Source organism: Paraburkholderia caffeinilytica, from assembly GCF_051027425.1.
GTDB lineage: Bacteria > Pseudomonadota > Gammaproteobacteria > Burkholderiales > Burkholderiaceae > Paraburkholderia > Paraburkholderia caffeinilytica_A.
The window spans coordinates 3727279-3739991 of sequence record NZ_CP186552.1 but is presented as its reverse complement, the minus strand read 5'-3'; the positions used below and the strand labels follow the sequence as shown (position 1 = coordinate 3739991).

Annotated in this window: 12 protein-coding genes; 10 read left to right on the top strand and 2 right to left on the bottom strand. The window is 58.5% G+C overall.

All coding sequences use genetic code 11. The annotated features are described in order from the left end of the window. Positions 1–109: 109 nt before the first annotated feature. Complete coding sequence (gene dalD, locus ACOSV0_RS16540; RefSeq protein WP_434107206.1) at positions 110–1522, bottom strand: D-arabinitol 4-dehydrogenase; 1413 nt, start codon at positions 1520–1522, stop codon at positions 110–112. Positions 1523–1909: 387 nt separating this feature from the next. Between dalD and ACOSV0_RS16535 the strand changes: the two genes are divergently transcribed. The 10 genes from ACOSV0_RS16535 (at position 1910) to ACOSV0_RS16490 (ending at position 12079) form a co-directional block, all read left to right on the top strand. Further along, positions 1910–2890 (top strand): AraC family transcriptional regulator, encoded by a 981-nt coding sequence (locus ACOSV0_RS16535; RefSeq protein ID WP_434107205.1) that lies wholly within the window; start codon positions 1910–1912, stop codon positions 2888–2890. Between the two features lie 124 nt (positions 2891–3014). Further along, on the top strand, positions 3015–3968 hold the full coding sequence (locus tag ACOSV0_RS16530) for an ABC transporter substrate-binding protein (protein WP_434107204.1): 954 nt from the start codon (positions 3015–3017) through the stop codon (positions 3966–3968). A gap of 58 nt (positions 3969–4026) precedes the next feature. Then, the gene (locus ACOSV0_RS16525; protein WP_434107203.1) at positions 4027–5547 is read left to right on the top strand and encodes a sugar ABC transporter ATP-binding protein; all 1521 of its coding nucleotides are present in this window, start codon (positions 4027–4029) and stop codon (positions 5545–5547) included. Next, complete coding sequence (locus tag ACOSV0_RS16520) at positions 5534–6541, top strand: ABC transporter permease (protein WP_434107202.1); 1008 nt, start codon at positions 5534–5536, stop codon at positions 6539–6541. The genes ACOSV0_RS16525 and ACOSV0_RS16520 overlap by 14 nt, the downstream gene beginning before the upstream one ends. 37 nt (positions 6542–6578) lie before the next feature. Next, a complete protein-coding gene (locus tag ACOSV0_RS16515; RefSeq protein ID WP_434107201.1) occupies positions 6579–7682 on the top strand; it encodes an alcohol dehydrogenase catalytic domain-containing protein in 1104 nt (367 codons plus the stop codon). A gap of 51 nt (positions 7683–7733) precedes the next feature. Beyond that, complete coding sequence (locus ACOSV0_RS16510; RefSeq protein ID WP_434107200.1) at positions 7734–9278, top strand: FGGY-family carbohydrate kinase; 1545 nt, start codon at positions 7734–7736, stop codon at positions 9276–9278. Continuing rightward, a complete protein-coding gene (locus ACOSV0_RS16505) occupies positions 9275–10012 on the top strand; it encodes an SDR family oxidoreductase (RefSeq protein ID WP_434107199.1) in 738 nt (245 codons plus the stop codon). Before ACOSV0_RS16510 ends, ACOSV0_RS16505 begins: the two co-directional genes overlap by 4 nt. 177 nt (positions 10013–10189) lie before the next feature. Further along, the gene (locus tag ACOSV0_RS16500) at positions 10190–10801 is read left to right on the top strand and encodes a type VI secretion system amidase effector protein Tae4 (protein ID WP_434107198.1); all 612 of its coding nucleotides are present in this window, start codon (positions 10190–10192) and stop codon (positions 10799–10801) included. A gap of 106 nt (positions 10802–10907) precedes the next feature. After that, complete coding sequence (locus ACOSV0_RS16495; protein WP_434107197.1) at positions 10908–11798, top strand: hypothetical protein; 891 nt, start codon at positions 10908–10910, stop codon at positions 11796–11798. A gap of 35 nt (positions 11799–11833) precedes the next feature. Further along, positions 11834–12079, top strand: coding sequence for a hypothetical protein (locus tag ACOSV0_RS16490; protein ID WP_434107196.1), 246 nt, complete (start codon positions 11834–11836; stop codon positions 12077–12079). A gap of 66 nt (positions 12080–12145) precedes the next feature. Here ACOSV0_RS16490 and ACOSV0_RS16485 read toward each other — a convergent pair whose 3' ends face one another. Then, positions 12146–12631: a hypothetical protein gene (locus ACOSV0_RS16485; protein ID WP_434107195.1), complete on the bottom strand. Its 486-nt coding sequence runs from the start codon at positions 12629–12631 to the stop codon at positions 12146–12148. Positions 12632–12713 lie beyond the last annotated feature (82 nt).

Below are 12713 nucleotides of genomic sequence, written 5' to 3'. Positions count from 1 at the left end.
GCAAGCGGTGCCATGCGCATTAAGCCTGGCACCGGCGTGGGGCGATGCCCGTTGCCGCCGGAGCCGATGCGCCACATTGCAGCAGAGAGATGGGCCGCCGGCGCGCGGGTCAAGCCGCGCCGCGTTTAGCCAGCCACACGTCGACGCGCGCCAACGCGCCCGCCAACGCCGCTTCCAGTTCCGGTGTCTGCGCCATGCTGCCCCATAGCAGCCGGTCGGCAGCGAACGCCTGCAACGGATCCGGCGCGCTGAAGAAACCGCGCGCAACTTTTTCATCCATCACGCCATCCTGATACGCATACGGCAACTTGCCGGCGTTCCAGCGGTCGAGGAAGCTGAAGAACAGCGCCGGCAACATCGCGGTCGCCGCCGGTGTGACGCCGCGCTCGAAGCATTCGGCAAGCGTCGGCGCGATAAAGCCGGGCAGTTTCGAAAAGCCATCGGCTGCGACGCGCTGGTTGGTGTCCTGGATATAAGGATTGCCGAAGCGGTCGAGCACGACATCGCGATAGCGTTCGAGATCGAGCGGGCTCGGCGTAAGGCCGGGGATCACGTCTTCGGTCACGTAATCGAAGGCGAATTTGTTGATGTCCGGGTCGAGCGTGCCTTCGTGGATGTAGTTCAGTCCGACCAGCGTGCCTGCCCACGCAATACAGCTATGCGTTGCGTTGAGAATGCGGATCTTCGCTTCCTCGTACGGCAGCACCGAATCGACCAGTTCCGCGCCGACCTTTTCCCATGCGGGGCGTCCCGCGATGAAACGGTCTTCGATCACCCATTGGATGAAGGCCTCGCCCATCACCGGGCACGCATCGTCGACACCGGTGGCGGCCTTCACGCGTTCGCGCACGTCGGGCGTGGGGCGCGGCGTGATGCGGTCGACCATCGAACTCGGGCATGCGGTGTTGTCGTCGAACCATTGCGCGAGATCGTCCGCGCCGCGCCGTTCGAGAAATTCGCTCATGCCCGCATGAAAACGCTCGCCATTGCTGCGCAGGTTATCGCAGGTCTGCAAGGTGACCGGGCCGGCGCCGCGCTTCATGCGCGCGTCGAGAATCGCCGCGAGCGCGCCGTAAATCGTCGTGTGGCCGCCTTTCAGATCAACCGCGAGATCGGCATTTTCGGTGTCGAGTTCGTCCTGTTCGTCGAGGTAATAACCGCCCTCGGTGACGGTAAACGCAATGATCTTGCAGGCCGGATCGGCGCCTGCCTCGATCAGCGCATCGAGACTCTCGGTCCACGGCACTACGCGCTCGATCGAACGAATCGTCTCGTACTTGCGCTCGCCCTGTGGCGTGACGGTCTCGAGTGTATAGACGCCGTTTTGCGCGGCGAGCGCGTCGAGCACCGCGTTCATGTCGCTGCGGATATTGCCGACCGTCAGCGACCAGTGCGGCTCGCCCGCCACCTTCGCCTCGTTCAACCGATGGAGATACCAGGCCTGATGCGCGCGATGAAACGATCCCGCGCCGATGTGCAGGATCACGTGTGCGGCCGCGCCGCTGCTTTGCCCGCTGTTCATGTGCGTCTCCTGAATGTCTTCGATCGCACGGCTCGGAGCGTGCGTTTTTTCTCGGTTTGGAGCATTTGCTCTGTCTGTGAGCGAATGATCGTACCCGGCGAAACGAATGTCAAGGCGACGTCCGCGGCTTTTCGTGGCGCAGCGCGGCGTGGCGGGACTTTCGGCGCGACTCGCGAGGCGTCCGCGCGTTACGGGACGTGTCTCGCCGTGCGTATTGCATTGCATCAAATTTGACTTGCACTGCGCCAGGACTAACCCGAATGCAAAAAAGTATCGGTCCGCGGTTTGATTTTTAGTGGTGGATCAGGCTTTTGGGCGTTACTTTTCGCTATACAAGACGAAGTTCAGCGGCACCCGCAACACGCCGCTCCATGGAGGAAGACGCGAATGCAACCCGATCTGGAAGTCGTCGCCGTACGGCGCGACGAATCCTTCAAAGTGTGGTCGCACGGCTATCCGTACCGCACGGTGCGCTGGCACTTTCACCCGGAATACGAAATCCATCTGATCGTGGCGACGACCGGCAAGATGTTCGTCGGCGACCATATCAGCAGCTTTGCGCCTGGCAACCTTGTGTTGATGGGGCCGAACCTGCCGCACAACTGGGTCAGCGACGTGCCGGAAGGCGAGACGATTGCGCAGCGCAATCTGGTCGTGCAGTTCGGGCAGGAGTTCGTGTCGAGTTGCCTCGGCAGTTTCCCGGAATGGCGTCAGGTTGAGGCGCTGCTCGCCGACTCGCGCCGCGGCGTTTCCTTCGGCGCGCAGACGAGCGCGGCGATCCAGCCGCTGTTTCTCGAATTGCTGGCCGCGCGCGGACTGCGCCGGCTTGTTTTGTTCATGTCGATGCTCGACATCCTGATGAACGCCGAGGATCGCGAGACACTCGCGAGTCCCGCTTATCAGGCGGACCCGACGGGGTTTGCGTCGACGCGTATCAACCATGCGCTCTCGTATATCGGCAAGAACCTGTCCAACGATCTGCGCGAATCGGATCTCGCGCAACTCGCAGGACAAAGCGTGAGTGCGTTCTCGCGCTACTTCCGCCGTCATACGGGCCTGCCGTTCGTGCAGTACGTGAACCGTATGCGCATCAACCTCGCGTGCCAGTTGCTCACGGACGGGGAGCTGAGCGTCACCGACATCTGCTTCAAGGCAGGCTTTAACAACCTGTCGAATTTCAACCGGCAGTTCCTCGCGGTGAAGGGCATGGCGCCTTCGAAGTTTCGCCGCTACCAGCAGTTGAACGACGCGAGCCGCGACGCCTCCGAAGAAGCGGCCGCGCGCGGCGCGGGTATCGACGATGCACCCGCTATCGTGCTTGCGCCGGGTTTGCCACGCACCGCTGGCGCTGCCTATCCACCGACGTAGTCCGCATCAAGCTTTAAGCCGAAGCGTTTCACTTCACCCGCGTTTCAACACCTATCGCGCTGTTCCCGAACAGCGTGAGGGACGTGTTCATCTCATCGAATAGTTTTAAATAACGGAGACAACCATGACGCAATCTATTTCAAAGCAGACATCGTTGAAGACCTTTGCGCGCAGCACGGCAGCGCTCGCGACGCTTGCATTCGGTCTGTCGTTCATCACGGCGCCGGCTGCACAGGCTGCACCGCTGAAGATCGGCATGACGTTTCAGGAACTGAACAACCCGTACTTTGTGACGATGCAAAAAGCGTTGAACGATGCGGCTGCATCGATCGGCGCTACCGTGGTCGTTACTGATGCACATCATGACGTCAGCAAGCAGGTCAGCGACGTCGAAGACATGTTGCAAAAGAAGATCGACATCCTGCTTGTGAATCCGACCGATTCGACCGGCATTCAATCGGCGGTGACGTCGGCGAAGAAGGCGGGCGTGGTGGTGGTCGCAGTCGATGCGAATGCAAACGGTCCGGTCGATTCATTTGTCGGTTCGAAGAACTTCGACGCGGGACAGATGGCCTGCGAGTATCTGGCGAAGTCGCTTGGCGGCAGTGGCGAAGTGGCGATTCTCGACGGCATTCCGGTCGTGCCGATTCTCGAACGTGTGCGCGGCTGCAAGGCGGCGCTGGCTAAAGTGCCGGGCATCAAACTCGTGGATACGCAGAACGGTAAGCAGGAACGCGCGACCGCATTGTCAGTCACCGAGAACATGATTCAGGCGCATCCTAATCTCAAAGGCGTGTTCAGTGTGAACGACGGCGGTTCGATGGGCGCGCTCTCGGCGATCGAATCGTCGGGCAAGGACATCAAGCTGACCAGCGTCGACGGCGCACCGGAAGCGATTGCCGCGATCCAGAAACCGAACTCGAAGTTCATTGAAACGTCGGCGCAATTCCCGGCCGACCAGGTGCGTATCGCGCTCGGCATTGCGCTTGCGAAGAAGTGGGGCGCCAATGTACCGAAAGCCATTCCAGTCGACGTGAAGATGATCGACAAGAGCAATGCCAAGGGCTTCAGCTGGTAAGTCGAATGCTCGCCGCCGCGGTCAACGAGCGCGGCGGCGAGCAGTAGAGGAGGACCCGATGGACGCAATACTCAAGCTCGACAACATCACCAAAAGCTTTCCAGGCGTGAAGGCGCTGCAGGGCATACACCTGGAAATTGCGCGCGGTGAGATTCATGCCTTGCTCGGCGAAAACGGCGCCGGCAAATCGACGTTGATGAAGATCCTGTGCGGCATTTATCAGCCGGATGACGGCACGATCACGATTGCGGGTGAAGTGCGGCACTTCACGAATTATCACGATGCGGTTGCCGCGGGCGTCGGCATTGTGTTTCAGGAGTTCAGCCTGATTCCGTATCTGAACGCGGTGGAGAACATGTTTCTTGGCCGTGAGTTGAAGAACGGTTTCGGTTTGCTCGAGCGCGGCAAGATGCGGCGCGCGGCAGCCGCGATTTTTCAGCGCCTCGGCGTGGCGATCGACTTGTCGGTGCCGATTCGTGAACTGTCGGTTGCGCAGCAGCAGTTTGTTGAAATTGGCAAGGCGTTGTCGTTGGAGGCGCGCATTCTGATTCTGGATGAACCGACTGCGACGCTGACGCCTGCCGAAGCCGAGCATCTGTTCGCGATCATGCGTGATCTGAAGGCGCAGGGCGTGGCGATGATCTTCATCTCGCATCACCTCGAAGAGATTTTCGAAGTGTGCGATCGCATTACGGTGCTGCGCGACGGTCAGTACGTCGGTATGACCGAAGTTGCGAAATCCGATGTGAGCCACCTTGTGGAAATGATGGTGGGGCGCCGCATTGAAAACAGCTTTCCGCCGAAGCCGCCTTTGCGCGCCGATGCGAAGATCGTGCTCGACGTCGAGAAGCTGCAGTTGCTGAAAGACAGCCCGATGCTGAGCTTCAATTTGCGTGAAGGCGAGATTCTCGGCTTTGCGGGACTGGTCGGTTCGGGCCGTACGGAAACTGCTTTAGCCGTGATCGGCGCGGACCCGGCTTACGTGAAGGAAATCCGCATCAACGGCACGGCTGAAAAACTATCCGATCCTGCCGATGCCTTGCGCGCCGGTGTCGGCATCCTGCCGGAAAGCCGCAAGACCGAAGGCCTGATCACCGATTTCTCGATCAAGCAGAACATCTCGATCAACAACCTCGGCAAGTACCGCTCGTTGCGCTTCTTTATCGATCAGCGCAGCGAAGCGCGCGCCACGGCCGACATCATGAAACGCGTAGGCGTCAAGGCGCCGACGATGCACACCGAAGTCGCGACCCTTTCAGGCGGCAATCAGCAAAAGGTGGTGATTGCCCGCTGGCTGAATCACCACACCAACATTCTTATCTTCGACGAACCGACGCGTGGCATCGACGTCGGCGCCAAAGCCGAAATCTATCTGCTGATGCGCGAACTCACCGCGCGCGGCTACTCGATCATCATGATCTCGTCCGAACTGCCGGAGATCGTCGGCATGTGCGACCGCGTCGCCGTGTTCCGGCAGGGCCGCATCGAAGCGATGCTCGAAGGCGACGGGATCGACTCGAACGCCGTGATGACCTATGCAACAGCCGGCACCCGTGGAGCAAGCCATGAACACGCCTAATCCTTCTTCATCGCCGAAAACGTCGACCGTCAGCAGTGACACGCCGGGCGCGCCGATGCGCTTTACGTGGGCGGCGCTGAAACGCTCGACGCTCTTCTATCCATTCATCGGCTTGCTGGTGGTCTGCATCGTGATGGTGTTCGCGAGCGACAGTTTTCTCTCTGCGGCGAACATCGAAAACGTGCTGCGCCAGGTGTCGATCAACGCAATCATCGCTGTTGGGATGACGTGCGTGATTCTGACCGGCGGTATCGATCTGTCCGTGGGCTCGGTGATGGCGTTGGCGGGCACGCTCGCGGCGGGCTTGATGGTCGCCGGCATGAATGCGGTGGCTGCGTTGGCGGTCGGCATCGCGGTCGGGTTGGGCTTTGGCGCCGCAAATGGCTTCTTCGTGGCGTTCGCCGGCATGCCGCCGATCATCGTCACGCTCGCAACCATGGGTATCGCGCGCGGCCTCGCGCTGATCTACACGGGTGGTTATCCGATTGACGGCCTACCTGATTGGGTCAGCTTCTTCGGCAGCGGCAAGATCCTCGGCATCCAGGCGCCGGTTGTGATCATGGTGGTGATCTATGCGATTGCCTGGGTGTTGCTCGAACGCATGCCGTTCGGCCGCTACGTGTATGCGATTGGCGGCAACGAACAGGCGACGCGTCTATCCGGCGTACGTGTGGCTCGCGTGAAGCTGATCGTCTACTCGATTGCCGGTTTGACCTCCGCGTTCGCCGCCATTGTGTTGACCGCACGTTTGATGAGCGGCCAGCCGAACGCGGGCGTCGGTTTCGAACTCGATGCCATTGCCGCAGTGGTGATGGGCGGCACCTCGATCTCCGGCGGACGCGGCTCGATCATCGGCACCTTGATTGGCGCGTTGCTGCTGGGCGTATTGAACAACGGCCTGAACATGGTCGGCGTGAATCCGTATGTGCAGAACGTGATCAAGGGCGGAATTATTTTGCTGGCGATCTACATCAGCCGCGACCGCAGAAAGTAACTTTCCACTGACTTCCTTTTTTTAGCAGGACCATGCAATGACCCAGTCCACTGAATCGACTCAATCCAACCGGCAGGAAATGACGGCGATTGTCTGCCATGCACCGAAAGACTATCGCGTCGAACAAGTGTCGAAACCCAAGGCGCGTGCACATGAACTGGTGATTCGCATCGCCGCGTGCGGCATCTGCGCAAGCGACTGCAAGTGTCATTCGGGCGCGAAAATGTTTTGGGGCGGCCCGAGCCCATGGGTCAAAGCGCCGGTGATTCCGGGGCACGAGTTCTTCGGTTTCGTCGAAGAAATCGGTGAGGGCGCGGCCGATCACTTCGGCGTAAAGATGGGCGACCGCGTGATCGCCGAACAGATTGTGCCGTGCGGCAAGTGCCGTTACTGTAAATCCGGGCAGTACTGGATGTGCGAAGTGCACAACATCTTTGGCTTCCAGCGCGAAGTCGCGGACGGCGGTATGGCCGAGTACATGCGTATTCCGCCGACGGCAATCGTCCACAAGATTCCCGACGGCATCTCACTCGAAGATGCCGCTATCATTGAACCGCTGGCGTGCGCGATTCACACGGTGAATCGCGGCGAGTTGCAACTCGATGATGTAGTGGTGATTGCAGGCGCGGGGCCGCTTGGTTTGATGATGACACAAATCGCGCATCTGAAAACGCCGAAGAAGCTGGTGGTGATCGATCTGGTTGAAGAGCGTCTGGCACTCGCGCGTGAATATGGTGCGGACGTAACGATCAACCCGAAGCAGGAAGATGCGCTAGCGATCATTCATTCGCTGACCGACGGCTACGGTTGCGACGTTTACATCGAAACGACCGGCGCGCCGATCGGCGTTAATCAGGGCATGGACCTGATTCGCAAGCTGGGGCGCTTCGTCGAGTTCTCAGTATTTGGTGCGGATACGACGCTGGACTGGTCGGTGATCGGCGACCGCAAGGAGCTCGATGTACGCGGCGCGCATCTCGGACCATACTGTTATCCGATTGCAATCGATCTGCTGGCGCGCGGACTGGTTACGTCGAAGGGCATCGTCACGCACGGCTTTTCGTTAGAAGAATGGGACGAGGCGATCAAGGTCGCCAACTCGCTCGACTCGATCAAGGTACTGATGAAACCGCGTGCCTGAGCGCCTGGCGCAACGCGGGTCAAGGACGAGCGGCACATAAACGGAGACTGTATGGATTACGTCATCGGCGTCGATATCGGCACGCAGAGCACCAAGGCGCTGCTGGTCGATCAGCACGGCGCGATTGTCGCGCAGCATGCGTCGAGCTATCAGCCGGATACGCCCAAGCCGCTATGGGCAGAACAATGGCCCGCGGTGTGGTTGAAGGCGGTGGTGGAGTGCATCGCGGCGTGCGTCGGCAAGGCGAAGGAGGCGGGCGTCTCGGCGAAGTCGATCAAGGCGTTGTGCGTGAGCAGCTTGTATGGCGGCTCGGGAATTCCCGTCGATAGCGAGATGCGGCCGCTTTATCCGTGTCTGATCTGGATGGACCGGCGCGCCACCGCTCAGGTTGAGTGGGTGCGTGACAACATCGACCTGGAGCGACTGTATGCGATCACGGGCAACGGCGTGGATAGCTACTACGGCTACACGAAGATGCTGTGGCTGCGCGATCACGAGCCGGATGTGTGGGCGCATACGCGTTACTTTCTGCCGCCCAATGCTTATGTGATTTATATGCTGACGGGTGAGGTCGCCGTCGATCACAGTTCGGCGGGCAATATCGGCGGTATCTACGACATCGGCAAGCGCGACTGGTCGGATGAAGCACTCGACATGTTGGGCATTCCCGCGACGATGATGCCGGAGCGGCTGGTGGAGTCGTCCGAAGTGGTGGGTGGCCTGTTATCGCAGTGGACCGAGCAGCTTGGATTGGAGGCGGGCACGGCGATCGTTGCGGGTGGCGTGGATGCGGCGGTGGCGACGTTCGCCGCGGGCGTCACGCGCGCCGGGCAGCATGTAGCGATGATCGGCACGAGCATGTGCTGGGGGTATATCAACCAGACCGTTGATGCACGGCATGGGTTGATCAGCATGCCACATGTGTTCAACGGTCAGCGCGATATTTACGTATTTGGCGGCGCGATTACGGCGGGTGCATCGGTGACGTGGTATCGCGAGCAGTTTTGTCACGCAGAGACTGAGGCGGCGCGCGCGATGCCGAATGGGGATCCACATCGCTTGCTGGAAGAGAGTGCTTCTCTGATCCCGGCCGGTTCGGATGGGGTGATGTTCTTGCCGTATTTGATGGGTGAACGCAGTCCTGTGTGGGATGCCAAGGCGAGTGGGGCGTTTGTCGGCCTGAGCCTGTTTCACACGCGGGCGCATCTGTATCGCGCGGTGTTGGAGGGTGTGTCGTTCGCGTTGAAGCACAACATCGAAGCGGGACGCAAAGGCGCGCAATCGTTGGACGACAAGTTGATCGTGGTGGGCGGTGCGGCGCATTCTGATCTCTGGATGCAGATCATCGCCGACATCACCGGCTATCCGGTCTATACGATCGAGCAGGAAGTGGAGGCCGCGATGGGGGCGGCGCTATTGGCCGGTGTCGGCATCGGTCTCGTATCGCGCGAAGAAGCGCAGGGCGGATGGGTGACGTTGATTGAACGCGCTGAGCCGAACGCGCAACGGATGGCGTTGTACGAACAGCGATTTGGCGTTTATACGGATTTGTATCCGGCGTTGAAGCCGGTCATGCATCGGTTGCAGACATCATGAATGCTACTTTTGATTTTTCTGGCAAGTCGGTTCTGGTTACGGGGGCGTCGAGCGGCATTGGACGGGCTACGGTTGAGGCGTTGTGCGCATCGGGTGCGAGTGTGGTGGCCGCGGCGCGGAATGTGAATGAGCTCGCGCGATTGGCTGAAGAGACGGGATGCGAACCGTTGATGCTTGATGTGAGCGATGAAGCCGCTATCGATGAAGCATTGGGTTCAATCGAGACATTCGATGGGCTCGTGAATTGCGCGGGGATCGCTTTGCTTGAGCGAGCGGTGGATACGACGGGTGCCAGTTTCGATCACGTGATGGGAGTCAATGCGCGTGGCGCGGTGTTGGTCGCCAAACACGTGGCGCGCGGGATGATCGATGCTAAACGCGCCGGCAGCATTGTGAATGTTTCCAGTCAGGCGGCGCTTGTGGCGCTGGATGATCACTTGAGCTATTCAGCTTCCAAAGCGGCGCTCGATGCTGTGACGCGTGCGTTGTGTATCGAGTTGGGGCCCTACGGCATTCGGGTGAATAGTGTCAATCCGACGGTGACTTTGACACCGATGGCCGTGCAAGCGTGGAGTGATCCTGCGAAACGCGATCCGGCTTTGAAGGCGATTCCTCTGCGGCGCTTCGCGGAGTCCGCCGAGGTCGCTGCGCCGATCATGTTTTTGTTGAGCGATGCGGCTTCGATGATTAGTGGGGTTTGTTTGCCGATTGATGGGGGGTATACGGCGAGGTGATTGGGTTACACCTGATGACATCAAAGATTTCTGATGTTGGGTTATCAAGGTCCTACGAATTTTCAGAATTGCCTCACGCATTTTCCGAACGCAGCTGATTTCTCCTGCCGCAAAAAAGCTCCACTCTCTACGGATAAGTTTGTTCAACTCTGTATGAGACGGACTGGAGCGTAGGCAATGCCGAACAAGAAAACGATAGTAAGAACGAACTCAACTCCTGGTTCCATCAAGAAGGTGGAACTGAAGATGCTAACGTTTCAGGAATTGTGGGACAACTATCCGACGGGCAATCCCTACGACAATCCTGCATATAAAGATCAGTGTGCGATCCGTATGAGCGTGATGCTCCACCGGGTTGGTATTGAAATGAAGTCATTTTCGGAAAAACTCGTGAGGCCGCTTTCCGGTGCGCCGACGATTGGGCGAATACTGCTTGATGGCAAGGCCACCGCCACGCGAGCCGATGAACTAGGCGAATGGCTGAATCTGCGCCCGTTTGCCGGTCTGCCTAAGGCAGAGAATATTACTGGGGAAGACTGGGAAGCAAAGGTTAAAGGACGTACCGGTATCGTCCAGTTCTCGCGATATTGGTCCCGCGCAGGAGAAAGTGCAGCGGAAGCAAGCGGCGGACACATCGACCTTTGGAATGGCAAGCGGCTGACCAACAACGGCGTGGTGGGGACCACAGAAACGTTTATGCGTTTTACGCTTCGCATTAACGAACCGTGGATTCCGGTCTATTCCGACCTCAGAAGATCCAAGGCAATTCTGTTCTGGGAGATTAAGTGATTGCGTCGTTGGGCACCTTCCTACTGGGTTGTGCATGGGGTCTTTTGATAGACCTGATTCCGCATGCCATCCAGGTCACGATGCGTATCGATCTATGCAGAGAGTCTTGTCCTTCATGGTTTCGATTGGGCTCAATGTTGATATATGGCGCAATGCCACTTGCGTGGGGCGTGATGTCGGTTTTGCTTTTTCGACGATCAATCGGAGGAACCGGCTTCGGAAAGATGGCTTTGGCGTTAGCTGCATCTTTGACGCTAATTTTTCTCATGACCTGGATAGCACATGCTTATCAGGCGGGTACCCTGAAATAAGGCGTGTAGCGGCCACGAGTATTTTTTCGCCAATCAAACCAAGTATTATTTTGAGCAACAAAATGAAAAGGCCGGCAGCGCTGGTGACGTTCGCTGTTATCGGGGCAGTTACCGGCACCACTGCTGCTTGCATAGTGCTTGCCCTCGCGCCCGTATGTGGATACGACTGTGAGAATCACGCGACCGGGGTCTGGTTCTTCATAACGTCCGCATGTCTTATTGGCTTCCCCTTGCTAGGCCACGTGTTCACACGCGGAACGCGATTGACTCTCAAACGAGGATCCATTGTCGCCGCAGGGTTGGTGACGGCGGTATTGCTTGGGGCAGGATGTTTCTATGTCCTGGACCTTCACAGACACTATGTGGATGCCGAGGCCGATCGCTCTGTGAGGGCAGATTTTGACTTCATGTACATGTCGATAACGACGCGTGACGTGCAGACTTATACGAAGGCGGAAAACGGATTGACGAAGCCGCTGACCGTCATACCCCAGTGGCAACGATGCGCAATTGATGGTGCATGGTGCGATGCGAACCCGAAGCAGGTGCATATGCGATGCAAGACAGGTGTGGTCTATGTGAATGCAGCCGACTGGTCCGCATTTTCTCTTGTTCCGAGGGAGAACATTCCAGGCGCAGTGCCCATGAAATCGATGAACAGACTCGATGTCTCAAGGTGCAAATGACGTATGCACTTCTTGATAAACAACGTGTGCCAATAATGAATAAAGAAATTGCTACGGAACTTGACAGGCTGCTGCGTGAGGCATTTCGATCAGTTGAAGATGCGACGAGGCTGGTCCAGGAGCAGTGCCCGGTGGAGGAATTTGACTTTCTTCGCGCTGAGGCGGGAAGGGTCGCTGGAGGTTTGACTTTTCTCCTAATGCCGCTCTGGGAAGACTATCCAGACCTTGCACCCGAAGGCGTGGTGGTGAAACCGCCTAGGAAAAGAAAGCGCGAGAAGTGACACGTAAAAAGGCGCGAACAATTCGCGCCTTTTGTTTTGCGGCGACCCGATGACCGTTACCTCATCTTAATGCTTCACCGTCGCCTGCTTTGCATCCGCCCGCGCACACACAGCAGTCTTTACGCGCTCCTGCTTGCGCGTCACGGCATTGTCCGACGCAGCTTCGGCTTCGGCCGCAGCTTCCCCTGCTTCTCGTCCTGCCTCCGCAGCATCTGAAAGAAGTTTCGCCGCAAGTTTGGCGGTGATGCGACTGTGCGGCACCCCTTTCGCATCGAGCGCGATTACCTGATAAAGCTCGCGGTCGCATTCAACTTCCTGCTGGTATTGCTCGACGGTATGGAGCAGGTGTTCCAGCAGGTTGCGCTCACGGCGTCTTTCATCGACCGTCGTAGCCGGGCATCGCGTGATGCTTGCCGCGAGATCGATCAGTGTTCGAAGTTGTTGGATTTGTCGGTCGCACGCGCCAAAAGCCGACAGCGCAAGTTTTTCGTACTGGAGCGCATCAACGGGCTGGCGTGTTGCCGTTTGAGTCTTTTTCGTGGTTTTGGTCATGGTGCGATTTCCGATGTGTTCCTGAAACGCCCGACACTCTCTAACAGATGGGTGAGCGGGCACGTAGCGAGTTTGAGAGACC

Coding starts and splice junctions, on each gene's coding strand:
- ACOSV0_RS16530 (WP_434107204.1), top strand. CDS start 3,015: ATGACGCAATCTATTTCAAAGCAGACATCGTTGAAGACCTTTGCGCGC.
- ACOSV0_RS16485 (WP_434107195.1), bottom strand. CDS start 12,631: ATGACCAAAACCACGAAAAAGACTCAAACGGCAACACGCCAGCCCGTT.
- ACOSV0_RS16500 (WP_434107198.1), top strand. CDS start 10,190: ATGCCGAACAAGAAAACGATAGTAAGAACGAACTCAACTCCTGGTTCC.
- ACOSV0_RS16515 (WP_434107201.1), top strand. CDS start 6,579: ATGACCCAGTCCACTGAATCGACTCAATCCAACCGGCAGGAAATGACG.
- ACOSV0_RS16505 (WP_434107199.1), top strand. CDS start 9,275: ATGAATGCTACTTTTGATTTTTCTGGCAAGTCGGTTCTGGTTACGGGG.
- dalD (WP_434107206.1), bottom strand. CDS start 1,522: ATGAACAGCGGGCAAAGCAGCGGCGCGGCCGCACACGTGATCCTGCAC.
- ACOSV0_RS16520 (WP_434107202.1), top strand. CDS start 5,534: ATGAACACGCCTAATCCTTCTTCATCGCCGAAAACGTCGACCGTCAGC.
- ACOSV0_RS16510 (WP_434107200.1), top strand. CDS start 7,734: ATGGATTACGTCATCGGCGTCGATATCGGCACGCAGAGCACCAAGGCG.
- ACOSV0_RS16525 (WP_434107203.1), top strand. CDS start 4,027: ATGGACGCAATACTCAAGCTCGACAACATCACCAAAAGCTTTCCAGGC.
- ACOSV0_RS16535 (WP_434107205.1), top strand. CDS start 1,910: ATGCAACCCGATCTGGAAGTCGTCGCCGTACGGCGCGACGAATCCTTC.
- ACOSV0_RS16490 (WP_434107196.1), top strand. CDS start 11,834: ATGAATAAAGAAATTGCTACGGAACTTGACAGGCTGCTGCGTGAGGCA.